Source organism: Halalkalibacter suaedae (assembly GCF_017939705.1).
Taxonomy (GTDB): domain Bacteria; phylum Bacillota; class Bacilli; order Bacillales; family Bacillaceae_D; genus Halalkalibacter; species Halalkalibacter suaedae.
In genome coordinates, this window is sequence record NZ_JAGKSQ010000005.1 from 1 (window position 1) to 24,810 (window position 24,810).

22 protein-coding genes and 1 rRNA gene are annotated in these 24,810 nt (G+C 38.4%); 1 reads left to right on the forward strand and 22 read right to left on the reverse strand.

Annotation, left to right across the window (positions count from 1 at the left end; translation table 11 throughout):
* A 16S ribosomal RNA gene (locus J7W16_RS12490) occupies nucleotides 1-80 on the reverse strand; the annotation flags it as partial.
* Nucleotides 81-564: 484 nt separating this feature from the next.
* A complete protein-coding gene (locus tag J7W16_RS12495; protein ID WP_210597657.1) occupies nucleotides 565-1,425 on the reverse strand; it encodes an EamA family transporter in 861 nt (286 codons plus the stop codon).
* Nucleotides 1,426-1,701: 276 nt separating this feature from the next.
* On the opposite strand from J7W16_RS12495, the gene J7W16_RS12500 reads away from it, so the two are divergent.
* On the forward strand, nucleotides 1,702-2,694 hold the full coding sequence (locus tag J7W16_RS12500) for a tyrosine-type recombinase/integrase (RefSeq protein ID WP_210597658.1): 993 nt from the start codon (nucleotides 1,702-1,704) through the stop codon (nucleotides 2,692-2,694).
* A 23-nt stretch (nucleotides 2,695-2,717) separates the two neighbouring features.
* Here the strand turns inward: J7W16_RS12500 and hfq are convergent, their stop codons facing one another.
* From hfq to J7W16_RS12600, 20 genes are all read right to left on the reverse strand, one after another.
* Nucleotides 2,718-2,954, reverse strand: a complete 237-nt coding sequence (hfq, locus tag J7W16_RS12505) for an RNA chaperone Hfq (protein ID WP_210597659.1) — start codon at nucleotides 2,952-2,954, stop codon at nucleotides 2,718-2,720.
* 30 nt (nucleotides 2,955-2,984) lie between these two features.
* Nucleotides 2,985-3,926, reverse strand: a complete 942-nt coding sequence (miaA, locus tag J7W16_RS12510; protein WP_283246048.1) for a tRNA (adenosine(37)-N6)-dimethylallyltransferase MiaA — start codon at nucleotides 3,924-3,926, stop codon at nucleotides 2,985-2,987.
* Between the two features lie 16 nt (nucleotides 3,927-3,942).
* The gene (locus J7W16_RS12515; protein ID WP_210597661.1) at nucleotides 3,943-4,731 is read right to left on the reverse strand and encodes a class I SAM-dependent methyltransferase; all 789 of its coding nucleotides are present in this window, start codon (nucleotides 4,729-4,731) and stop codon (nucleotides 3,943-3,945) included.
* 18 nt (nucleotides 4,732-4,749) lie between these two features.
* Nucleotides 4,750-6,585 (reverse strand): DNA mismatch repair endonuclease MutL, encoded by a 1,836-nt coding sequence (mutL, locus tag J7W16_RS12520; RefSeq protein ID WP_210597662.1) that lies wholly within the window; start codon nucleotides 6,583-6,585, stop codon nucleotides 4,750-4,752.
* A 12-nt stretch (nucleotides 6,586-6,597) separates the two neighbouring features.
* Complete coding sequence (mutS, locus tag J7W16_RS12525) at nucleotides 6,598-9,192, reverse strand: DNA mismatch repair protein MutS (RefSeq protein WP_210597663.1); 2,595 nt, start codon at nucleotides 9,190-9,192, stop codon at nucleotides 6,598-6,600.
* 182 nt (nucleotides 9,193-9,374) lie between these two features.
* The gene (locus J7W16_RS12530) at nucleotides 9,375-9,944 is read right to left on the reverse strand and encodes an outer spore coat protein CotE (RefSeq protein ID WP_210597664.1); all 570 of its coding nucleotides are present in this window, start codon (nucleotides 9,942-9,944) and stop codon (nucleotides 9,375-9,377) included.
* A gap of 242 nt (nucleotides 9,945-10,186) precedes the next feature.
* Nucleotides 10,187-10,606 (reverse strand): YlbF/YmcA family competence regulator, encoded by a 420-nt coding sequence (locus J7W16_RS12535; protein WP_246879999.1) that lies wholly within the window; start codon nucleotides 10,604-10,606, stop codon nucleotides 10,187-10,189.
* Nucleotides 10,606-12,228, reverse strand: a complete 1,623-nt coding sequence (gene miaB / locus J7W16_RS12540; RefSeq protein ID WP_210597665.1) for a tRNA (N6-isopentenyl adenosine(37)-C2)-methylthiotransferase MiaB — start codon at nucleotides 12,226-12,228, stop codon at nucleotides 10,606-10,608. Before miaB ends, J7W16_RS12535 begins: the two co-directional genes overlap by 1 nt.
* Nucleotides 12,229-12,511: 283 nt before the next feature.
* Complete coding sequence (locus J7W16_RS12545; RefSeq protein ID WP_210597666.1) at nucleotides 12,512-12,772, reverse strand: stage V sporulation protein S; 261 nt, start codon at nucleotides 12,770-12,772, stop codon at nucleotides 12,512-12,514.
* A gap of 186 nt (nucleotides 12,773-12,958) precedes the next feature.
* Nucleotides 12,959-13,753: a TIGR00282 family metallophosphoesterase gene (locus tag J7W16_RS12550; RefSeq protein WP_210597667.1), complete on the reverse strand. Its 795-nt coding sequence runs from the start codon at nucleotides 13,751-13,753 to the stop codon at nucleotides 12,959-12,961.
* An 89-nt stretch (nucleotides 13,754-13,842) separates the two neighbouring features.
* Entirely contained in the window at nucleotides 13,843-15,411 is a 1,569-nt protein-coding gene (rny, locus tag J7W16_RS12555) for a ribonuclease Y (RefSeq protein WP_210598028.1), read from the reverse strand.
* Between the two features lie 154 nt (nucleotides 15,412-15,565).
* Nucleotides 15,566-16,237, reverse strand: coding sequence for an ATP-binding protein (locus tag J7W16_RS12560; RefSeq protein WP_210597668.1), 672 nt, complete (start codon nucleotides 16,235-16,237; stop codon nucleotides 15,566-15,568).
* Nucleotides 16,230-16,478, reverse strand: a complete 249-nt coding sequence (locus J7W16_RS12565) for a hypothetical protein (RefSeq protein WP_210597669.1) — start codon at nucleotides 16,476-16,478, stop codon at nucleotides 16,230-16,232. Before J7W16_RS12565 ends, J7W16_RS12560 begins: the two co-directional genes overlap by 8 nt.
* 13 nt (nucleotides 16,479-16,491) lie before the next feature.
* On the reverse strand, nucleotides 16,492-17,916 hold the full coding sequence (locus J7W16_RS12570; protein ID WP_210597670.1) for an AAA family ATPase: 1,425 nt from the start codon (nucleotides 17,914-17,916) through the stop codon (nucleotides 16,492-16,494).
* On the reverse strand, nucleotides 17,909-18,895 hold the full coding sequence (locus J7W16_RS12575) for a metallophosphoesterase (protein ID WP_210597671.1): 987 nt from the start codon (nucleotides 18,893-18,895) through the stop codon (nucleotides 17,909-17,911). The genes J7W16_RS12570 and J7W16_RS12575 overlap by 8 nt, the downstream gene beginning before the upstream one ends.
* Nucleotides 18,896-18,965: 70 nt before the next feature.
* Nucleotides 18,966-20,015 carry a recombinase RecA gene (recA, locus tag J7W16_RS12580; protein WP_210597672.1) on the reverse strand — a complete coding sequence of 350 codons (1,050 nt, stop codon included), beginning with the start codon at nucleotides 20,013-20,015 and terminating at the stop codon, nucleotides 18,966-18,968.
* Nucleotides 20,016-20,252: 237 nt separating this feature from the next.
* Nucleotides 20,253-21,881, reverse strand: a complete 1,629-nt coding sequence (locus J7W16_RS12585; RefSeq protein WP_210597673.1) for a DEAD/DEAH box helicase — start codon at nucleotides 21,879-21,881, stop codon at nucleotides 20,253-20,255.
* Complete coding sequence (locus J7W16_RS12590; RefSeq protein ID WP_210597674.1) at nucleotides 21,878-23,128, reverse strand: competence/damage-inducible protein A; 1,251 nt, start codon at nucleotides 23,126-23,128, stop codon at nucleotides 21,878-21,880. The genes J7W16_RS12585 and J7W16_RS12590 overlap by 4 nt, the downstream gene beginning before the upstream one ends.
* A 15-nt stretch (nucleotides 23,129-23,143) precedes the next feature.
* Entirely contained in the window at nucleotides 23,144-23,722 is a 579-nt protein-coding gene (gene pgsA, locus J7W16_RS12595) for a CDP-diacylglycerol--glycerol-3-phosphate 3-phosphatidyltransferase (RefSeq protein ID WP_210597675.1), read from the reverse strand.
* Nucleotides 23,723-23,927: 205 nt separating this feature from the next.
* Nucleotides 23,928-24,809 (reverse strand): helix-turn-helix domain-containing protein, encoded by an 882-nt coding sequence (locus J7W16_RS12600; RefSeq protein WP_419095837.1) that lies wholly within the window; start codon nucleotides 24,807-24,809, stop codon nucleotides 23,928-23,930.
* Nucleotide 24,810: the final 1 nt, after the last annotated feature.

Sequence of the window (24,810 nt, forward strand, 5' to 3'; positions counted from 1 at the left end):
CTCCCATTAGTCCGCTCGACTTGCATGTATTAGGCACGCCGCCAGCGTTCGTCCTGAGCCAGGATCAAACTCTCCATAAAATTGTTGAGTTTAAATAGCTCAATACTTGTTGCTGACTTTTAATAAAGTCTAAATTGACGAGATATCATGTATCTCTATTTCGCTTGGCTTTTGTTCAGTTTTCAAAGAACTCGTTCGCCGCATCTCTCAACGGCTAGATTATTATCTTAACATAATATTTTATACTATGCAAGACTTTTTTAAAAGTATTTATTTGTTCAATATCGCTTTGTTTTGGCGACAGAGAATAATATATCATTTTGAGATAAATAATACAACTAGTATTCTTTAAAAGTATAATTCCAATTATATCCTTACTTAGTTTGCTAGGGTTATTTTAAGAAATGATAGTTAGCTTTGAAAACATCTGGTCACTATCATTCAAAACAGGTATTAATTTCGCATATAACTTTATAAACTTCTTTCTCTCTTAATAAACTACAGCCTATCTTTTTTCACTAGACTTAATCAAATAAACCCCTCATTCTAAATCAGAACAAGGAGCTAGATAATTAATAAAATCGTTCCTGCAGTTATAATGATTCCACCAATTACCGTTTCTTTTTTCACCTTCTCTTTTAGAAAGATAATTCCTAAAACCATCGTGAGAACTACACTGAACTTATCAATTGGGGCAACAATGGATACTTTCCCTATAGCAAGTGCGGCAAAATAGCATAACCACGATAATCCTGTTGCGACACCTGATAAAATCAAAAACAAATATCCCTTTTGGGTAATCTGTTTTAAATCCTTAAATGTGCCTTGAAACCAAACAATAACCCAGGCAAAGACAAGAATGACGATCGTTCGTATAAACGTAGCAAGGTTTGAATCGACTTCTTCGATTCCTATTTTAGCTAAAATAGAGGTTAACGCTGCAAACACTGCCCCAAGTATCGCATAGATAACAAATCCCTGAGACCCAGTAAATCGTTTCTTTTCATCATTTTTCCCGATTAACACAAAGGTCCCGATTGTAATTAAGGCTCCTCCTAGTATAACCAAAGGAGCTGCTGGTTCCCCTAGTACGAGAAATGAGAGGAGAATCGTTAACACGACACTAGATTTATCAATTGGGACCACCTTCGAAACATCCCCTATTGCTAAAGCCTTAAAGAAAAATAGCCACGAGATCCCAGTGGCAAAACCTGATAAAACGATAAATAAAAAGGCCTTGCCTGTTATCGTTTCAATTCCACCAAGTTGTTTCGTTACTATAACAACGATAAAGGCCATTACTAGCACAACAATTGTCCGGACGGCTGTCGCCAAATTTGAATTAACATTTTCGATTCCCACTTTCGCTAGAATCCCTGTTAACGCCGCAAATAAAGCTGCAAGCAATGCAAGTACAATACTCATTACGTATAACCTTCTTTAATTAATTTTTTCATTCATCCTCTTTCAAAACCAAGAGAAGAGTAAACACTCATTTTAGTCGGATTATGGAATTTAATACTATTCATTCCTCATTATAATCACTATAATTTAATTAGAATCTTCTCTCACAATATACAAGGCCATTAAAAAAGGTGAAAACCTTACCTTTTTCAGCGGCCTCTAATATACATGAGAGGAATGTACCTATTACCCTATAGTTACAAGATAGATTATTGATACGATAAGGAAGGTGATACGATGATATTTTCATTCCCAGACTTTGTAGAAGACTATCTTAATCATCTTGCCTCAAAGGGAAGAAAAGACTCAACTATTAAACGCTATATGTATGACATACACGATTTTCAAGCTTGGCTCAAGCAACAAAAGATTGATAGTTGGCAAGTGAGCGAGGAAGACTTAGAACGTTTCTTCTCCCATCTTAGTAATGAAAGAAATTATCATATTCGTACGACCAGGCGGATACATAGCGTACTTAAACAGCTCGCAAGATTTCAGAAATCCTATGGCAAAAGTGAACTGAGAACTATTTTGACTTTAGAGCCACCCATTCTCAAACCCAGACCGCTACTTTCTTCAGAGTGGATCACCCTAGCTGAAGAACAAAAGCTCTTAATGACAATGAATTCCTTAAAGGGTTTCTCAGATCAACAAATTGAAACCTTCCCTTTTTATAGGGAGCGTAATCAGTTGATTGTTCGGTTATGTCTAAGTTATGGTTTAACATTGCAGGAAGTTCAACAGCTATCAATGAATCAGGTGAAGTTTGAACATAATCAGCTCGTTCTTCTTGATACGATAGAGCAAGTCAGAATCATTCATTTAACAGAAGATGATAAGGATCTTGCATATACGTACTATCAAAGGATCCCAGCACCTGTCCGACCACGCTATCATAGTAGTGAGCCATTTCTAATTGCTTTTGATTTTCAACGTAAAACCTTCCATTGGTCATATGAAGATGATGCCCCAAAGCGGATGTCGATCATCGCTATTCAAAAAATGATAAGACTTGAAGTCAAAAGGGCGGAACTGAGGAAAGGGATTTCTGCTCAAAACTTTAGGAATACTTTTGTACTCCGAAGATTACTCGCGGGAGACTCAATTGACGACTTAATCGTCCAAATCGGCTATACCTCCCCACTATCAATAAAGCGTTATTTACAAACAATTGAATTCCTAACTAAGCAAGAAAAAGAACAGCTTCACCCTACAAAAAAAACGCTATGACTGTCCATAGCGTTTTCTTCATATTATTCCTCTGTTTCAGATTTCAGCTGAACATTTTTCTGTGGAGCAAAAGTTGAAATTGCATGTTTGAATACAAGTTGTTGCTTTCCTTCAGTTTCTAAAATAACGGTGAAATTATCAAACCCTTTAATATAGCCTCGAATTTGAAATCCATTCGTTAAGAATACAGTTACAGAAATGTTGTCTTTACGTAATTGATTTAGAAATTGATCTTGGATATTGATCGGCTGTTGTTTCATTCAGTATTCCTCCTCTAATTGACTATCTCTTTAATTCGCGATTGAAGTGATTTCTCCTTCAATAAAACTACAGATTTCTGTAAAAAGATGTGAATCTAGACCTTTAGATGTGTCGAACCATGCTGCATCGGTTTTATTTCGGAACCATGTAAGCTGGCGCTTAGCGTATCGTCTGGAATTTTGTTTTAGTGAATCAATTGCTTCTTCCAGAGAGACAGAGCCATCAAAATACCCATACAGCTCTTTATATCCAATCGCTTGGACGGATTGGCAGTCCCGAACTTCTCGCTCATAGAGAGCTCGTACCTCGTCTAAAAGTCCTTGTTTCACCATAAGATCAACACGTAAATTAATTCGCTCATAGAGCTGTTCACGAGACATCGTTAACCCAACAAAAGCAAGATCATAAGGGCTTTGTGTCTCTTCTTGTTTAGGTTGTTTCGAAAAAGCAATTCCTGTTGCACGTGTTACTTCAAGGGCACGGATCACACGCCTAATATTGTTAGGGTGAATCTTATCAGCTGACTCGGGATCAACAAGTTTGAGTTGATTATGTACTTCGATTTTTCCTTTTGTTTCGACGAGCTGTTCTAGCTCACTACGATATGTTTCGTCTGTCGGTAATGCCTCTAGCTGATACTGCTTCGTAATCGCATTAACATAAAGCCCTGTTCCACCTACTAGGATGGGAACCTTTCCTTCCTCATTAAGCTTCGTGATTAAAGGGAGAACTAGTTCCTGGAATTCAGCGACGGAAAATGCTTCAGTTGGGTCTTTAATATCGATTAGGTGATGTGTTATACCCTGTTGCTCAGCTTCAGTTACTTTAGCCGTGCCGATATCCATTCCTTTATACACTTGCATAGAGTCTCCACTAATAATTTCGCCAGCATACCTTTTTGCGAGCTCAATGCTTAGTGCTGTCTTACCTACTGCTGTTGGTCCAACAATCACGATTAGTTTTTCTTTCATCATCTTCTCCCGATTATTAATTATTCAAACCTATCTGTTCAATAAATCCATAATGAAACGCAGAATGCTGACGTGAAATGACAGTAAATCCAAATCGTTTAAACCGAGTACTTTGATAATGATCCTTGATCACAACTCGATTTCTCGCTACTCGTTTTGCATGGGAAATGACTTCCTCTGTCAAATCATCATGTGCAGCAAAATTTTTTAATCCACTTATCCCTTTAGAGGAAGAGAGATGGAATTCAAACATCGGATCAAAATAAACGACATCATAGCTGTCCTTTGCTGCATTTTGTAAATATTCTAAATGATTTTGGTGGAGGACGTTAATTTCTTTCATAGCTTGAAGCATTTGTGTATCTCCATCGGACCATGATTGTAACCCATTCGAAACAAGTAAAGCTAGGGTCGGACTCGCCTCAAGTCCTGTTACTAATCCCGAGCTTCCAACCGCTATCTTAGCAACAAGAGCATCTGAGGCAAGACCTAAGGTGCAATCGAGAAAACTCATCCCCTGTCTTAATCCAGCTGTTTCTATTAAGGGATCATAACCAGTCTTTAAAAATTGTTTAACCCGAAACATCGCTGAGTTAGGATGGTAAAAGAATGGTGCGCCTCCACCTAATGGATACAGAGTAACCTTCCCCTTACCAACAACAAGCAGGTCCTCTTGAAAAAAGGTAATCATTTCTTCAATTGACATCTCACTTCTTACAACTAACTTTGCATTAAGAAGGGTACTAAATTTCGTCGCTTTCTCTAAAAGGACCTCAGCATGTTTTCTTGCTGTTGTAACAATCATCCGTATTATCTCCCCTGTTTACATGACTCGTTTAAACATTTTTTCTAATGAATACGTTGAGAAGTGGACAATGATTGGTCTTCCATGTGGACATGTAAAAGGATCACTACTTTGGCGTAACGATTCCAATAGAGCAAACATTTCATCCTGACGCAGATGTCGATTCGCTTTGATAGATGCTTTACATGACATCATAATTGCAGCCTCTTCCCTAAGCTTAGCTAAATCAATTCTGCGATGTGCAAGCAAATAATAAATAATTTCTTGAATGGTTTCTTCCTCATGTCCCTTTGGAAGCCAATTAGGATGGGACCTAACAATAAACGCTTGGTGTCCAAAGGGTTCCAAAAAGACCCCAACTGCTTCTAATTGATCAATATGCTCGCTGATAATACCCATTTCCTGAGAAGTAAATTCAAACGTAATCGGGACTAGAAGCTCCTGCACATGAGGTTGAACCTCAGCTACTTTTTCTCGAAAGAACTCATATTTAATTCGTTCCTGAGCAGCATGCTGGTCAATAATATACATCCCTGTTTCATTGTGGGCCACAATATAAGTTCCGTGCATTTGGCCAATTGGATAGAGGGTTGGTACTCTTTCTGTTTCGTTAGGCTGTTCGACATGTTCAGATTGTTCAATCGTTTCCTCAAGTGGACTCTGTTTTTCTCCTGTCTTTTTAGCCTCTGGTTGTTCTTGAACCGGAGTAAAATCAATGAGTGATTCAACAGATTCCTGCTCGAATTCTCTATGCTCCTTAACCTGAAAAGCAGCGTGCTTTTTCGGTTCTTCAAAGCTAAAGCTAATTTGTTCATCTCTTTTTGAGTTGAACAGCGTCTGTTTTTTCGGGTCTGCTTCAGGAATTAACGTTTCTTTTTTGAAAGCCTGTTTGATTGAACTTGTAATTAACTGTGCCAACTCTTCTTCTTTACTTAATCTCACCTCTAATTTCGCTGGGTGAACATTGACATCTATTAGCTGAGGATCCATTGTAATCGACATGACCCCAATAGGGTAACGACCGATTGGTAATAAGGTATGAAATCCTTCTTGAACTGCCCTTGCTAATGAATAATTACGGATATATCTGCCATTTACAAACAAAGACATATATTGTCGTGAGGCTCGGGTAATCTCAGGCTTTGCCATCAATCCACTAATTTGATAATCAAGAGATGTTCCCTCAATCTCGACCATATGCTTTGCAACATTCCGCCCATAAATAGATGCAACCACTTGTGCTAGGTCGCCGTTGCCTGCTGTTTTTAAGACCTCTTTGCTATCATGATAGTATTCAAACGAAACCTCAGGATGTGCCATTGCCAGGCGATTAATAATATCACTTATATTACCAGCTTCAGTATGGACGGTTTTGACATACTTTAAGCGAGCTGGAGTATTGTAAAAAAGGTTAGTAACAACAATTTCTGTTCCTTTACGAGCATGTGCGGCCTTTTTTTCGATTACTTTGCCACCATGGATAACAATCTCTGTGCCTTTGCCATCACCTGTTGCCGTAGTCAATGTCACATAGGAAACGGATGCGATACTCGGAAGGGCTTCCCCTCGAAACCCTAACGTTGAGATATGGAACAGGTCGCGATCAGATTTGATCTTACTTGTCGCATGCCGAAAAAAAGCTGTTTCAACATCTTCTTCAACCATTCCTTCTCCATTATCTACCACACGGATCTGGGATAACCCACCTTCTTCTATCTCAACTAAAATGGTCGTGCTTCCGGCATCAATTGCATTCTCTACTAGCTCTTTTACGATCGAGGCAGGCCGTTCGACAACTTCTCCGGCTGCAATCTTATTCGATAGGGCATCATCTAGCTTAATAATCTTTGTCATCGAACCCCTCCTCTACTTTAATAAACGCTGAAGCTCATTCACAAACTGAATGGCTTCAATTGGTGTCATATGAAGGACATCCTTTTCTAGCAGCTTATCCGCAATCTTGTCTGCAGCAGCATGTCCCTTCTTCTCTTTCTTTTTCAATTGTGGCTGCTCTTCTTCAAACAATGTCAGCTGTAAGCCAGGAGCTGGTTCCTCTTTGACTTGTGTCTTAGTTGAGAAACTTGATGACTCTAATTCCTTAAGAAGGGCATCAGCTCTCTTTGTCACTGCTTCTGGAAGTTCAGCAAGTTCGGCAACATAAATACCATAGCTACGATCAGCTTGTCCATCAACAACCTTGTGCAAAAACACTACCTTGCCATTCTCCTCAACAGCTGAGACATGAACATTTTGTAAATCAACTAGGCTTTGATCAAGCTGTGTCAATTCATGATAGTGAGTTGAAAATAATGTCTTCGCTCGAATCGTATCATGAATATATTCAATAATTGCCTGAGCGAGTGCCATCCCATCATAGGTTGATGTTCCTCGACCAATCTCATCAAGTAAAATCAGACTATTTTCCGTTGCTTTCGTTAATGCATAACGGGTTTCTAGCATTTCTACCATGAACGTGCTTTGCCCACTTGCAAGGTCATCCGCTGCTCCTATCCTTGTAAACACTTGGTCAAATATCGGGAGTTCAACCTCACTTGCCGGCACATAGCAGCCAACCTGAGCCATTACTGCAATTAGAGCCAGTTGTCGCATGTATGTGCTCTTACCTGCCATGTTCGGTCCAGTAATTAGCAGCATATCTCTGCCTTGTTTCATTAACACATCATTTGCAACATATTGTCCCTTTTTAATAACGGTCTCAACAACTGGGTGCCGTCCTTCTTTTATATGAATCGTCCGATCGTTTGAAAAGGTTGGACGCACATAGCGCTGGTCTTCACTAACTTTCGCAAAACCAGCAAGAACATCGATTTCACTTATTGAATGTGCAAGCCCCTGAATATATGTTAAATAGCGTTTCGCTTCCTCTCTTACTTCAACAAAGAGCTCGTATTCTAGTAGCTCCATTTTTTCTTCAGCTTCTAAAATAAGTGATTCTTTTTCTTTTAATTCTTCTGTTATATATCGTTCAGCATTTGTTAATGTTTGTTTTCGCTCATATCGTCCTTCAGGTAATAGATGTACATTAGCTCTTGTTACTTCAATGTAATAGCCAAATACGCGGTTATAGCCAATTTTCAGCGTTTTAATCCCTGTTTCAAGCTTCTCCTTTTGTTCAAGCTCTGCTATCCACTTTTTCCCGTTTCGACTAGCATCACGAAACGTATCGAGTTCCGCATTGTAGCCTTCCTTAATCATCCCACCATCCGTCACGGAAATAGGCGGATCGTCTACTAGGCTTCGCTCAAGAAGATCGAGAAACTCTTCCATTCTTTCCTCTTCCTTAAACCAGCTGTCGGTCTTCATTGGAACGATTTCCTGACAACGTGCTTGAATGGAAGGAATTTGCTGCAACGATCGCTTTAGCTGCACGAGTTCTCTTGCATTGACACTTCCGTAGGCAATTCGACCAGCCAAGCGCTCCAAATCGTAGACATGTCTAAGCTCATCTCTTAATTCTTCTCGCCCAAAAAAGTTTTCTGTAAATGAAGTGACAACTGACAGTCTATCTTCAATTAATGACTGGTCTAACAATGGACGATCAATCCATTTTTTCACTAAGCGTCCACCCATTGCTGTTACTGTTTGATCAATAACAGCTAGAAGAGAACCCGCTTTTTTCTTTTCCCTTAATGACTCAGTTAACTCAAGGTTTCGCTTTGTATGTGAGTCCATTTTCAAGAAAGAATCACTAGAATAATAGGTAACCTTCTGTAAATGGGTTAATGATCTCTTTTGTGAGCGAACAAGATAATTTACTAATCTCGCAAAGCTTTGTACTAGTTGATCAGATTGCAAGCTTTCACATAGATGAGCATAATTAGTATCAACCGTTGTTTCATCCTCATATGAAATCGTCACAAGCTGTCTCTGTTCAATTTGCTCTAGGCAAGTCTTATCGAGTGTAGAAGCGACAACAAGTTCTTTCGCTCCTGAGTTAGCGATCTCGTGAATAACTTCTTCAATTTCACCAATGAGTAGCGTTACTGCACACTCACCTGTAGTTAAATCCGTGCGTGCAAGACCATATGAACGATCATCAAACATCGTCAAAGCAAGAAGATAATTGTTCTCTTTTTCCTTGATGATATTCCCGTCCATAACGGTTCCTGGTGTGAGAAGTTTAACGACCTCTCGTTTTACAACACCTTTCGCATGCTTGGGGTTCTCAACTTGTTCGCATAATGCAATCTTGTAGCCTTTTTCGATCAATCTAGACATATACGTATCTGCCGAATGGTAAGGGACCCCACACATCGGAATTCGATCTTCCCCTTGTCCCCTGCCAGTTAACGTAATTTCTAATTCTTGTGCTGCTAATTTTGCATCGTCAAAGAACATCTCATAAAAGTCTCCGAGACGAAAAAATAAAAAGGCATCTGTATACTGTGCCTTAATTTCTAAGTATTGTTTCATCATTGGGGTTTGTGTTTGCTGTGTCATCTTTATCCTCCACCGTACGTTAATCACTTTGTTCATTATAGCATAATGAGGACAGTACTCGCATTAGCAGACTCTGACAAATGAGTTGGATTACATCAATAATGATTAGGTCAACTTAACAAACACTGTATGCCAAGATAAAAAAAGAGCAGGCCTTTTTTCCAGGCCTGCACTTACGTCTCTTACTTGTCAAACTCTCCATGTAGGAAGTTTGGGTCAAGACGCTCATATTCATCGTCCGAAACCTCATCAGTGTAATCATTTGTTGGATAGTCATCCACAATTCCGTCTGGATTTACAGCGACTGCCACCTTTGTTTCACCGATGCAATCAACAACAAATTCACGTTCAACTTGAACTTCAACATTTGCTCCGTTTTCAGAGATTGTTGCTTCAAGCGTGTTTGGCTGTTGCACTGCTCGTGCTATAACATCCATTTGATCTGATAGCACATTGTCATCTCTCATCGTTAAAGGGATTGCATCTGTGTAAGTAACGGTTTGAGTAGCAACGTCGGTTTTTGTATTTTTATTAAATGAGAACCAGACGTTAATATCGTAGCTACCTTGGACAATGACATTGTCACCCTTCTTCTCAGCACTGTACTTGTGATTAATAATCCAGCAGCCAAGAATACTTGACGGTCTGTGTGAAGGGCTAATCGTATGAACTGCTTCGGAAAACTTACGACCTTTTCCACATACCGCTTTTGTAATAATTTCACGATAGTTACCATTTTCTTTGTGAGACATGAAACTAAACCCTCCTCTTTCTCATATCATATCGAGTTGTCGGTCGCTCGTGTCGGCTTCTGCCTAATTCGCTCCGCCAAATTGCTTCACTTTCATCCTATGCAGGGCGAATGACCAATGTGCGAAAGAAATTTAAGATGATAGCAAAGCTTTATCTGTACAACGATATGTTGAAATCGAGTAGTTTAGTACACGAAACGATGAAAAAAAACGTTTCGCATTTAATGCGAAACGTTTTTTGATTAACAACCACCGTCAAAATAAGGGTTTTTAGTTGTCGTTCCTTTTAACAAATCTCCACCCATTGATGTAATGATTTGCTCTGTTACCGCTCTTGAAATCGTATTAGAGACCATTTGCAGTAACTCATTTACCTCAACTTGACTTCTCTTAAATTCCTGTACAAGTGGAATTTGATCAATTTCCTGATGAAGTTCATCAATTTTTGCATCGATTTCTTTTAGTGCTTCTGATTTTCCATAATGTTGAGGATTAACAGCTTCTTTTTGCAGTTTCTTAATTTGAGCGATTAATTCCTGCACTTTAAGATGTTCATTAATTTGCTTTTCGGCACGCTTGAAGAAATCAACCTCTTCTGTTTCCGCGATCATTTTTGCTAAATCCTTTGCTTTTTCACGAATATCTTCACGTGTATATGTCATTATTTTACCTCCGCCATTTCAACCATTTCACCATTTAGTGACCATGTTTTCGCTTCTGTTACTTTTACATAGACAATCGTACCAATTACCGACTTAGGTGCTTTAAAGTTAACCATGCGGTTTGTTCTAGTACGACCAGCTAGTACTTCTGGATTTTTCTTACTTTCACCTTCAACTAATACCTCGACGACCTGATCTTGATAGTCTAAATTTTTCTTTGCTGAGATTTCATTAACAAGGGCGTTCAATCTAGATAAACGTTCTTTCTTCACTTCTAGAGGAACATTGTCTTCCATCTTCGCAGCAGGAGTTCCCTCTCTCGGTGAATAAAGATACGTATAGGCACTATCAAATTCTATTTCACGCATAAGCGAAAGTGTTTCTTCAAATTGTTCTTCCGTTTCATTAGGGAAGCCGACAATGATATCCGTTGTAAATGATGCATTTGGGATTGCCATTTTGATCTTATGGGCAAGCTCAATATATGATTCTCTTGTGTATTTACGTGCCATTAATTTAAGAATCTCTGAACTACCATGTTGAACAGGTAAATGGATATGCTCAACAAGATTTCCGCCTTTTGATAGAACGGAAATAAGGTGATCGTCAAAGTCACGTGGGTGACTCGTAGTGAATCGGACTCTTGGAATATCAATCTTATGGATCTCATCCATCAATTGGCCCAGTCCATAGTCAAGATCAGTAAAGTCCTTTCCATATGCATTCACATTTTGTCCAAGTAGCGTAATCTCTTTGTAGCCTTGTCGAGCCAAATCTCTCACTTCAGCAATAATATCCTCTGGACGTCTGCTTCGCTCTTTCCCACGTGTATAAGGAACGATACAGTACGTACAGAACTTATCACAGCCATACATAATATTTACCCATGCTAATGTTTTACCTTGACGTGAACGGGGCATATTCTCAACAATATCGCCTTCTTTAGACCAAACCTCAATCACCATTTCTTTCCCTAATATCGCGTCATTTAAAAGCTCTGGAAGACGGTGGATATTATGAGTACCAAAAATAAGGTCAATATGATTATGTTTTTGCATAATGCGGTTAACGACATTTTCCTCTTGGGACATGCATCCACATACACCAATAATCAATTCAGGCTTTTCGAGCTTCAATGGTTTAAGATGACCAATTTCACCAAATACTTTATTTTCAGCATTTTCACGAATCGCACATGTATTTAACAAAATGACATCGGCATCATTCGTTTCTTCTGTTGTCTCAAAACCCATTTCAAGTAAAAGACCAGCCATATTCTCAGAATCATGGGTATTCATTTGACACCCATATGTCCGGATAAGAAACTTTTTTCCTGCTCCAATCGTTCTCATAGAATCAGGGACGATGCTATCAGGTCTGATAACTTGTACATCTTCTTTTCCACGACGCTTACCCTGCTTATAATCAGGCTGCTCTAATATCGAAATATCGCGACCTTCAACTCGAATGACTTTTTTATTTCCTTCTTCAGAAATAACTTTGACATTTGAGAAATCAAAGTATTTGCTATAGTCTTTTTTAGCCTTTTTATCTTTAGATGAAGGTTCATCAATGTTTTCGTTTGTATTTCCTACACGTCCAAGACGTTGATCTTCATTCATGTTAAAGCTCCTTCCAATCCTTTTAAACCTATCAATAAAACAATCCTAATCCATTATACGTGGTATTTGGCTTAAACTCAATGAAACTTGTTTGCCAATCATGTGGACAAGAAGGAAGGGCATTCCTGTAAATCGCTATTACACTTTTTTTATCTACTAATTTTCTTTCAAATGAGAACTCAGTTCAACATAAATCAACCCCGTTATCAATGATAACGGGGTTGATGAAATCGGAATAACATTAAGATAAAGTACCTTTGCTACAATTAATTTTTAAAAGCTCTTATCTTGGTTCGACAATCAACTTCATCGCTGTGCGTTCTTCCCCATCGATGACGATGTCTGTAAAGGCAGGAATACAAACCAATTCAATTCCACTTGGGGCTACAAAACCTCGAGCAATTGCAATCGCTTTGATTGATTGATTGAGGGCTCCTGCACCAATTGCTTGAATTTCTGCAGCTCCTCGTTCGCGGATGACTCCCGCAAGTGCACCGGCAACAGAGTTTGGGGTGGATTTTGCTGAAACTTTTAAGACTTCCATTTCTTGTACCTCCTCTATTAACGAAGTGTGTAGGTTGTCCATGATTACAATTGTCCTCATGCAATGCAACAGTCCAATTGGTCCCTTACCAATCGTACAAGATGTGATTCTATTTCATCTTATTTCAGCAAATCCACCTATATGCCTAATTTTTTAAATAAAAATGATAAATATCATTGAAACAACTTATTCATAAAATGGATGATCATCATTTATTAGAATCCGCTTAATTGTTTTGGCTTTCCCTGTTTTTGAGTCAAGCTCTACTAAAACTGCACTTAATTGTTCACGACCCTCAGCAACTTCAAACCGAACTGGTAGGTTCGTTAGAAATTTATGAAGTACAGCTTCCTTTTCAACCCCAAGAATACCATCATATGGTCCAGTCATTCCTACATCTGTTAAATATGCCGTACCTTTTGGTAGAATTCGTTCATCCGACGTTTGTACATGCGTATGTGTTCCAACAACTGCACTGACGCGACCATCAAGATACCAGCCCATTGCTTGCTTCTCACTTGTTGCTTCTGCATGAAAATCAACGAAAATAAATGGCGTCCGTTCCGAAACGATATCAATAAGTTCATCAGCCTTTTGAAACGGGCAATCCATTGCAGGTAAAAATGTTCTTCCCATCAAATTAATCACAGCAACCTCAATATCATTATATTTAACAAAGGTGTATCCCTGACCAGGAACACCTGGAGGATAATTAGCTGGCCTTACTAAATTTTTTGCACCTTCAATGAATTCAAAGATTTCACGATTATCCCATGTATGATTACCTAACGTAACCGCTTGAGCCCCTGCATCAAGAAATCCCTTATAAATCTTTTCAGTTATTCCTTTGCCTGATGCTGCATTTTCACCATTAATAATCGTGATGGCTGGTTTATATTGTTTCTTCAGCTTAGCTGTATAATTTTTGATCATATTTCTTCCAGGAGAACCGACAACATCTCCAATAAATAAAATTTTCATAATAACCCCTTTTCGTCTTTTACTACATGTTAATTCTATTTTAGACGAATACGCTTTATAAAAAAATAAAAGTGGCGAAAACGCCACTTTTATTTTGCATATTCAACTGCTCTTGTTTCACGAATAACGGTTACCCGAATATGACCAGGGTAATCCAGTTCTTCTTCAATTCTCTTCGTAATGTCACGTGCCAATTTATGGGCAAGTGCATCGTCAACAACATCTGGTCTAACTAAAATACGTACTTCGCGACCTGCTTGAATCGCATAAGTCTTTTCAACACCTTCGAATGACTCTGAAATTTCTTCAAGCTTTTCAAGGCGACGAATATATGTTTCAAGCGTTTCTCTACGTGCACCTGGACGTGCTGCAGATAATGCATCTGCTGCTGCAACAAGTGATGAGATAATTGAGGTAGATTCAGTATCTCCATGATGTGAAGCAATCGAATTGATGACAACAGGGTGTTCCTTGTATTTCGTTGCAAGTTCTACCCCAATTTCAACATGACTTCCTTCAACCTCATGGTCAATTGCCTTACCAATATCATGCAGTAAGCCCGCACGTTTTGCGAGTTTAATGTCTTCACCAAGTTCAGCGGCCATCAAACCAGCTAAATGTGCTACCTCCATAGAGTGCTTCAACACATTTTGTCCATAGCTTGTGCGGAATTTTAATCGTCCAAGGATCTTGATTAAATCAGGGTGTAGACCATGAATACCCATTTCAAAAGTCGTCTGTTCCCCATATTCTCTAATTGACTCGTCAACTTCACGACGAGATTTATCAACCATTTCTTCAATTCGAGCTGGATGAATTCGACCGTCCTGGACAAGCTTTTCAAGAGCGGTACGAGCAATCTCTCTTCGAATTGGATCAAATCCTGATAAAATAACCGCTTCTGGCGTATCATCAATAATTAAATCAATCCCGGTTAATGTCTCTAGTGCCCGAATATTTCGACCTTCACGACCGATGATACGACCCTTCATCTCGTCATTAGGAAGAGTGACAACGGAAACCGTTGTTTCTGCAACATGGTCAGCCGAACAACGTTGAATCGCAAGAGACAACACTTCTTTCGCCTTTTTATCGGCTTCCTCTTTCGCTTGTGCCATTCGTTCTTTAATAAGTAGAGCTGTTTCATGTGCAATATCCTGCTCTACTTCCGCTCGAATAGATTCACGTGCTTGTTCGCGGGTTAATCCAGAAATACGTTCAAGTTCAACTTGCTGTTGATTTCTGATTTCCTCCACTTTGTGTTCCATCTCTTCAATTTGGCGTTGTTTTTTGGTGAGAGATTCCTCCCTTTTTTCCAAGGATTCCTCTTTCTTATCTAAGGTTTCACTTTTACGGTCAAGAATCTCTTCTTTCTGTACCAAACGATTCTCTTGTTTTTGAATCTCATTTCTCCGTTCACGAACTTCACGTTCTGCTTCCGTACGTAATTTATGAGCTTCGTCCTTCATTTCAAGGATCGATTCCTTTTTACTAGCTTCAGCATCACGTTTCGCATCTTCCACAATTTGTTTGGCTGCATGTTCCGCACTGGAAATTTTAGCTTCAGCAATGGATTTTCGAACAAGATATCCAACAACTGCAAAAATGATTGCAGAGACAACAAGCAAAGCGGAGAAGAGGATAACATTAATCTCAATACTCACTCTTTCACCTCCTCTTGCTATCTAATTGTTGGGTGTCAATTTGTCATACTTCATCATTATAAAACATGTTATATGATCGCGGAAAAAAATAAATATGACATAGTATTTACCGCATTCTACTTAATTTTAAATGCCGTTACAGATAATGTCAAGCGCTGTCAATTTTAGTAACCTCACTTACTCCATCTCTAATAGATACCTCATAGGCCAGATCACCAGATTGGGCTAAGTGATAGTTATGGGTAATCATGATTATTTGTCTATTAAACATCGTACTTAATGACTTTAAAAATTCGTATAATGAGTACACATAATCACCTGAAACATGCTTTCCTGGCTCATCTAATAGCAAAGGACCCGTTTTTCTTGGATGAATTGTTTCGATGATCGCGACTCTAAGAGCAAGTGTAACAATGTCAACAACTCCCCCACCTCTTGAATCTTGTGGTCTAGTTTTGACTTTTATTCCTTCATATTCGGAAACGACATAAAATTCAGCGATTGGTTTATTGCCATGTTCATCTAATTCAATCTGAAATGAAAATAACGGACCAAAGACATACTGCAGGGCATTTGTGACGAGTGTCTCAATTTGTTGCTTTGCCTGTTCACGTGCAAATTCAGCTGACTGCTGCAACAATACTCTAGCTTTTTCATACGTATCAACTGTCTCGAAATAGGAATCTAACTCTGCTATTTTTTGTGAGAGCTGTTCTTCTAGTAAGTTCTTCTTAGCGTCAAGGCGATTCCATTTCGTAAGGGCATTTTGATAGCGAGCCTGTAAGTTGCGAAGTTGTTCGTCAACATTACCATTATTCATTTTCGATCAGTTCCTTTGGTATAAGTGCCCATGTTTCTTTTAATGCTTGCTCAATGTCTTGCTCAAGCTTTTCGATTTCATTGTCAAGTTCTTCTGGTTTCACACCAAGTTCCTGCAGCTCTAGTAATAGCCTACTTTTTTGATTTTCGAGCTCTTCTAATTTAGCCTCTGCTCGGTAACGCATGTCACGTGCCTTATCAATTGCTTTTTTTATTTGTGCTATTTGCTGTTCTACAGTCATCGTCATTCCTCCCCTATTTTGGGTCATGCTTGCAGATCGATTGACCACAAGTTGGACAAGACCCTTGTTCAATTAAATATTGTTGGAGCCGCTGTTCCTCTTCTTCTTGTTCATTTATTTGCAATTGAATATACCTTTTGCCATTTTCCATTCGCTTTTCATAATCACGTAGTTCGAGAAGCTTTGTTTGGAGCTCCAAATGTTTCTGGACCTTATTACTCAAACGCTCTTCATTTTTCATGACTACTTCAATTGAGGGTAGTTTCTCTGTTAAACGATCTATTTGACTACGTTGATTGACAATTTGTTGTAATTGACTTTTCACATTTGAAAGTTGCTTTAGTCTTTGGCGTTGAACGTTAATTGCCTCAATCGTCTCTTGATCTATTTCCTTTAAAAATAATGTTACTGCATTTTGATCATGAGATTTCCTCTCTTCTTCATTGATTTCTTTCGATTGGGAATGTTTTAGTTTCAACGTTTTCATGAGACTTACTTGCTGTTGCAGCCATTCAAACTGTTGATTAGCTGTACTGATTTGGTCGGTTTTTTTGATCCATTGCATACAGACATTACTATTTTTTGTTAAATCCTTTTTTTGCTGAGCTTTTGAATCTAACATTTTAAATCTAACAATCTTATTTTCCAATGAAAGCAGTTGTCGCTCCCATTGATCGACATTTTGGACGAGTTGTCTTCTTTTGGTGGTAAACTCTTCTTCTGTCTTTAATTCTAGTTTTTTAACTCTTAGTTGCTCTAGTGTTTTTTTTCGATCAACTAATTGAGTGATTGTCTTAATGTTTTCTTCTGTTAAGTTAAGTTTTTCTTTCATTTCAGGAACACTAGCATATGGTTGGAGTTCTTCTTTCAAAGAATCGACTGCTTCTTGTTCACGTTTCATTCGCTGATTTAATTGTGAAACATCCTTAGTCGTTTCACGAATAGCCATATCTAAAAAATGAGCACCACTTATTCGACCAAGTGTCTTTGCTCGAACCGAACTTGTTTGTTCAAGCAAAAATGGTCCATCAAGCTGCTGTGATAAATGAATCGAGAGCTCATGATCTGTATCGATTCGCATATGCCCCATTCCATGTGCTTCTAATACCTCAATCGGTACATGAATCCCAAATCCTTCAAGAATGAGGTCCTCCTTCTCAGGCTGTCTAATTGTATAACGATTCTTTGATGACGTACGCTCCCTACTTATTTCGGTTCCGTTATCAAATGTCACTGTCACTCGAACAAAATCACCAGACACCCGGATAAAGTCCGTTCCTCTCGGCTGATTATATAAAGCCCAGCGAATCCCTCTTAAAACAGCTGTTTTACCACTGTCAGATTGACCGACCAACACATTTAACCCTTTGTCAAATTCAATATAGCTATCTAAATGTGATTGAAAGTTCTCTAATCTAACTGAATGGATATTAGTCATAATCTCCATCCTTCCATTGCTCCTGGATCACGGTCATCCTTCTAAGAGCTTCTTGTTTCACTTTCTCTTCTACCTCTTTAAGCGAAGCAATCTCTTGAATAATATCAGCCATTTGTAATGTTTGAAACTGTGATGATGCTTTAATTTGTTGAACAAAGCTATGCAATTTCTCTTCCTGATGAACAGCCTTTTCTAAAAATGTACGGTCGAGGACATCATCCCCTTTTTTAGCACATTTGATGTATCTCTCTTCTAACGAAATTCCTGCCTTCGTTACATTCCCTATGATTACCTTTGGCATTCTACTAATCTCAGACCAGTGATTATTTACTCTGCTTAAAGCCCCAGGATTACAGATAAACTTTCCATTACGCTCTTTAATCCCAAATCCACCATGATAATGTCCAGTTAGGATAATATCTGCAGGGGTTCCCCAAATATGATCAATTATTGTATGGGCAACACCTTCTGGCAATGCTTTCTCTACAAGCATACTATGAACAATATGAATGAGTACATCTGCATTGGTCTCATTACTAGGGTAATAGTCTAGCTTAGGGTCTCTTTGGTCTAAATCATAATGGTAGGGCTGTCCACTAATTTGAACTCTTACCTCATCTTCAAACAATAGTGGGTTATGCGGCCCAATTACATTCATCACACCAAATGAATCCATTAACCCTAGCATTGTTCTAGAAATGGTTTCTGGATTATGTCCAAACGTATCATGATTTCCGGCTACGACGTATATAGGCATTTGTGCTTTTTTAAAGATTTTTGCAAACTGTCCCACAACATTCGGAGATAGATCTGGTCGATCAAACACATCCCCTCCATGTAATAGTAGGTCAACTCTTTCTTCATTCGCTATGTCAACGACCTCATTAATTTTTTCTTTTAATGTATCAACATAGACATCTAAGCGATTCTTAGGGGTTGTTCCTCTTATATGGGTGTCAGTAACATATAAAAATTTCATTTTGCCTACCACCTCTCAAACCTGAAAAGAATAAGCACCTAAGGTGCTTATTCTCTCATTGAAGATCTATTTATTTTAAGTCGAATGGAATATCTTCTATTTCTTCTTCCGTTGCAGCAGCCACTTGAATCTCACCATTTAAGCCATGGTGATCACGAATTAACGTCTCAATTTGCTCTGTTAATTCTTTATTCTCTTTTAGGAACTGCTTAGAATTCTCACGACCTTGACCAAGTCTTTCTTCGTTAAAGGAATACCATGCTCCACTTTTTTGTACGATATCAAGTTCAGAAGCAATATCTAAAATAGACCCTTCTCGAGAAATCCCTTCTCCGTACATAATATCTACTTCGGCAACTTTAAAAGGAGGAGCAACTTTATTTTTAACGACCTTAATTTTGGTTTTGTTACCAACCATGTCATTTCCTTGCTTCAATGTCTCTGCACGGCGAACTTCTAATCTAACAGAAGAATAGAACTTTAATGCACGACCACCAGGCGTTGTTTCAGGGTTACCAAACATAACTCCAACTTTTTCACGAATTTGGTTAATGAAAATAGCAATAGTCTTAGATTTATTTATCGCACCAGAAAGCTTACGAAGAGCTTGTGACATTAGACGCGCTTGTAAACCAACATGACTGTCACCCATATCTCCTTCAATCTCAGCTTTAGGAACAAGGGCCGCGACACTATCAATAACAATCATATCAACAGCACCACTACGTACTAATGCTTCAGCAATCTCTAAAGCTTGTTCACCCGTATCTGGCTGTGAAAGAAGTAATTCATCAATATTAACTCCAAGCTTTTGTGCATAAACGGGATCAAGTGCATGCTCTGCATCAATAAATGCGGCTTGTCCACCTTGACGTTGAATTTCTGCAATCGCATGAAGAGTTACTGTTGTTTTACCAGAAGATTCTGGACCATAAACCTCAATAACACGTCCTTTTGGATACCCACCCACACCAAGAGCGATGTCTAGAGCAAGTGCACCTGTAGAAACAGTCGAAACTCGTTGATCTGTTTGTTCACCTAGCTTCATAATTGAACCTTTACCAAATTGCTTTTCGATTTGACGCAGGGCCATCTCAAGGGCTGCCTTACGATCACTCATATTAAATCTCTCCTCTATAATTACATAATCTTGTTTATATAAATTGGATAAAAAGCGAATCATTTATTTCTTCTCTATCATACCTTGTTTCATCGCTTTTGCCAATAGTTTTTACGAACATTTATTCGCTATTTTATTTTCATTAGAGAGAAACGGACAATGATGAGTTTAAAAAGGTCTCAAAAGGCTTATAATAGCCTTTTGAGAAATTAAATGATAGGTGTAGAGTGGAAGGATTTATTTAGTCGTAGGACGGGAAGGACGAGCAGGAGATGCACTTCGATCACGTTTCGGTCGTGGTTTTGCAGGTTCTAAATTCACTCGTGCTCCATTTAACCTTGAATAACGTAGTGCCTCATAGACAAAAGGAGCAGCTTCTTCAGGAACCTCAATAAAAGTAAAATTTTCAAATATATCAATTTTGCCAATTGAATTCGCTGGAATTCCTACCATTTCAGATATTTCATCAATCATAATTTTTGGTGTGAGGTTAACATTTCTTCCGACATTAATAAAGAAACGAACCATCCCTTTTGCTGCACCAGTTTCACCGAATTGATAACCCGCTTCTTCTGATGAGGTATCCGTCGAAAAATTCATCTTTAACAATGCTGCAACAACCTCTTCTGGGGAGTGTTCCTTAAGAACTTCTTCCACAAGTGGTGCAAATAATTCTTTTTCCTTGTCATCACTTGCAATCTGATCGGAAATCAGTTTCTTCCAAGCACTCTGCTGCTTTTCAACTACTTCCTCGATTGTTGGAACTTCTTGTGAAGGAATGCTCATTTTGATTTCATTTTCTATTGAACGAAGATGCTTCATTTCACGCGGTGTCACAAGCGTTAATGCTAAGCCCTTCCGTCCTGCTCGACCAGTACGACCAATTCTGTGAACATAGCTTTCTGGGTCTTGCGGAATGTCGTAGTTAATAACATGGGAGACATTCTCAACATCAATTCCACGAGCAGCTACATCAGTTGCAATTAAAAATTCAATCGATGAATCTCGGAACTTCTTCATCACTGAGTCTCTTTGTGATTGAGTTAAATCACCATGTAGCCCGTCTGCTAAATAGCCCCGTGCCTGTAATGCCTCAGTAAGCTCTGCAACACCTTTTTTAGTTCGACAAAATAATATCCCAAGATCGATGTCCTCACTGTCAATAATCCGGCAAAGAGAATCTACCTTATTACGTTCTAACACTTTGAAGTACATTTGATTAATTAATGGTGCTGTTACTTCACCTTTGTTGATTGTGACCATTTTCGGTGAAGACATGTAGCGATTAGACAGTTTCTTAATTGCTGGTGGCATTGTTGCCGAAAAAAGTAATGTTTGACGATCTTTATTAACTTGACGAAGAATCATCTCAATATCATCAACAAAACCCATATCAAGCATTTCATCTGCTTCATCAAGGACGATTGTATGAACTTGGTCGAGTTGTAATGTTTTCCTACGTAAATGATCAAGAATTCGACCCGGTGTTCCAATTACAACTTGAACCCCTTGCTTTAATGCTTTTATTTGGTGGCCAATTGACTGTCCACCGTAAATCGGTAGAGAACGGATACTTTTATGAACAGAAAGCTTTTGAAGCTCTCCAGATACTTGAATAGCCAGCTCTCTCGTCGGAGTAAGAATAAGAGCTTGAACGAAGCGTTCTGAAGTAACTTTATCAACGACAGGGATTCCAAATGCAGCCGTTTTACCTGTACCTGTTTGCGCCTGTCCAATAACGTCTCCCCCTTCAAGTATGACAGGAATAGCTTTTTCTTGAATCGGAGAGGGTTCTTCAAATCCCATGTCTTTAATTGCACGTTTAATTGGTTCTGATATTTGAAAATCATTAAAATACATTGTCATTCTGTTTTATTCCACCTTTTCAATTCGTTCAACAAATAAAAACAACCATATTTCACAGCTCTTTCAGTTATTGCTTTACGATTCCCAGGTAATGATAATTTGAAAGATATAGGCTCATGACCAATTCCAGCAATTCCAATATATATATCGCCAACTGGTTGATTTTCCTGTTGTGTTGGACCAGCAACACCTGTAAAGCTAATACCAAGAGATGTCCCACATTGAGCTCTGACACAGCTTGCCATTTCTTTTGCACATTGGTGACTAATCACACCAAACTGATCAATCGTTTCTTTTGAAACCCCTAATACTTTTCGTTTTAATTCACTTGAATAAGAAACGATCGCACCTGAAAACACTGTTGATGCTCCAGGAAAGAGACTCAATTGATGTGAAAAAAGACCACCAGTAAAACTTTCTGCTGATGATATCGTACAGCCTTTTTCCTCTAATTGCAAAAATACTTGCTCAAACAACGTCGTCTCGCCATATCCATAAAAATATTGACCAACCCTTGCTTGAATCTGTTTTTCTGTTTCGTCTAAAAGACGCAATTGCTCTACCTTATTCGAGTGCTTAGCGGTTAAACGTAACGTCACTTCGCCATCCCCAGCTAATGGAGCTATTGTTGGGTTTGTCTGAAGGTCAATCAAATCAATAATATCTGTTTCAAGTTGAGATTCACCAATACCAAAAAAGCGTAAAACCCTTGAGTTAATAGAAGTTTGGTCATCAACTTTCGAAAGTAATGGAAGTAGTTCATGTCTACACATTGGCTCCATTTCTTTAGGTGGACCAGGAAGTAAGACAATTGTTTTTGAACCAAATGTTACTAGCATACCTGGTGCCATTCCAAAATGATTTGGAAGCACGCGACTCCCTTCAATAACAAGAGCTTGTTTCTTATTATTTTCCGACATTACTTTGTTACGCTTACGAAAATAGTCTTCAATAAAGTGAAGAGATGGTTCATCATAGATTAATTTCTCTCCAATTATTGAAGCAATTGTTTCTTTTGTTAAATCGTCTTTTGTTGGACCCAATCCGCCTGTAAAAATTAATAAATCAGATCGTTCAAACGCTTGATGCACTATATCAGTTAATCTTTCTTTATTATCTCCTACAGAGGTTTGATAGAATACATTTACACCAATTGTTGCCAATTCCTTTGAAATAAAAGCTGCATTGGAATTAACAATTTGTCCGAGTAAAAGCTCAGATCCAACAGAAATGATTTCTGCATTCATCTGATCAACCGCCTATTATTTTGATTTTAACAGAATATGTTTGTTTTTTTGAAAATAATCAACACCAGATAATACTGTTAAGATTGTCGCAATCCAAATTGTGATCATATCAAATGGTAAAGAAATTGCTTGAAATGGCCAATTATGTAACAAAAGTGCTGAGATAGCAACAATTTGTGCCACCGTTTTTAATTTTCCTAACTGACTTGCCGCAATTACTTCACCGTCACCTGCTGCAATAAGTCGAATACCAGTTACTGCAAACTCTCGACTAATAATGATAATGGCAATCCAAGCAGGTAATAATTGTAATTGAACAAGAGCGATTAACGCAGCTGTGATTAACAATTTATCTGCAAGTGGATCTAGAAATTTCCCGAAATTAGTAATAAGATTTAACTTTCTTGCATAATACCCATCGAGCCAATCAGTCGCAGCAGCAAAAATAAAAATTAGTGCCCCAATCAGATGAGCTAAGGGTAATGTTGTTCCAAGGAAGTTAATGTCACCAAAAGGAAAAGGTACTAGCATGAAGATCATAAATAATGGAATAAGAAAAATACGTGAAATGGTAATTTTGTTAGGTAAATTCAAGTGAGTCCCTCTCTTCAAAACGAATTAATTACATGAAGCATTATACTCATTGTATCATATTTATAAGTTGATTAATAAATATCAAAGCTAACTTAATAATAACAGAACCGTATCTCTTTTCTATTTATAATGCCTATACCCGAAATAAAAGGCTGCTAAGCAAGGAATTATACCTTTCTCAACAGCCTAGAACTTGAAATATTAATTACTCTTCGTTCACTACAGTAATATTAATTTTTTGGTGTGGAATATCAAGTGGAAATTCGACTTCCGTTTCGCCAATGAATAAATTAACATTTGTTGATGCACCGAAGTTTAGAAGAATTTCTTCTTCACTAGAGAAGTCGAGTGTCGTGTTCTCTCCTTTATTTGAAAGATATAGCGTTTTGCCTAGAGCATTCTTCACATCGATGTAAGAAGTACCTGAAACCTCAATTCTGATCGCCTCAAGAGTTCCGCCTACTAATTCATAATAGGAAACATTGCCTTGGCTTTCAATAAAATTCAACGAAATCGAATCAGGTTCCGGTTCTGGTTCAACATCCGCTTGCTCGTCTTCATCAGCTACAGGTTCCTCTTCTTCATCAGCTACAGGTTCCTCTTCTTCTGGAAGTGTTTCACTAAATTCACCTTCAACATTCTCACTCGTATCAGGTTGCTCAACAACTTCTGGATCTATGTTCCCTTGATTAAATAGGTAAATCACTATAACAATAATTGCTATAAAAACGATCGCTAGCAATGTCGAGACGAACGGACTCCCCTTTGGACGTTTTCTCGGAGCTTTTGGTGCTACCCTTGCTCTTTCTGTCCTAGAAGGTAATTGAACTGACTCTCGTTGAGGATTAGGTAATTCACCACGAAATTGGTCAAAGAGCGGCTCAGGATCCAAACCGATTGCCTCAGCATATGTCTTAATAAATGCCCTTGCGTAGAAAAGACCTGGTAAACTGTCAAAACGACCTTCTTCAATCGCTATTAAGTATCTTTTTTGAATTTTCGTAGTTTGCTGTAAATCATCTAACGAAATATCTTTTTGCTCACGTGCTTCTTTTAAATGCTGACCTAATTCTGACAATGAAAACACC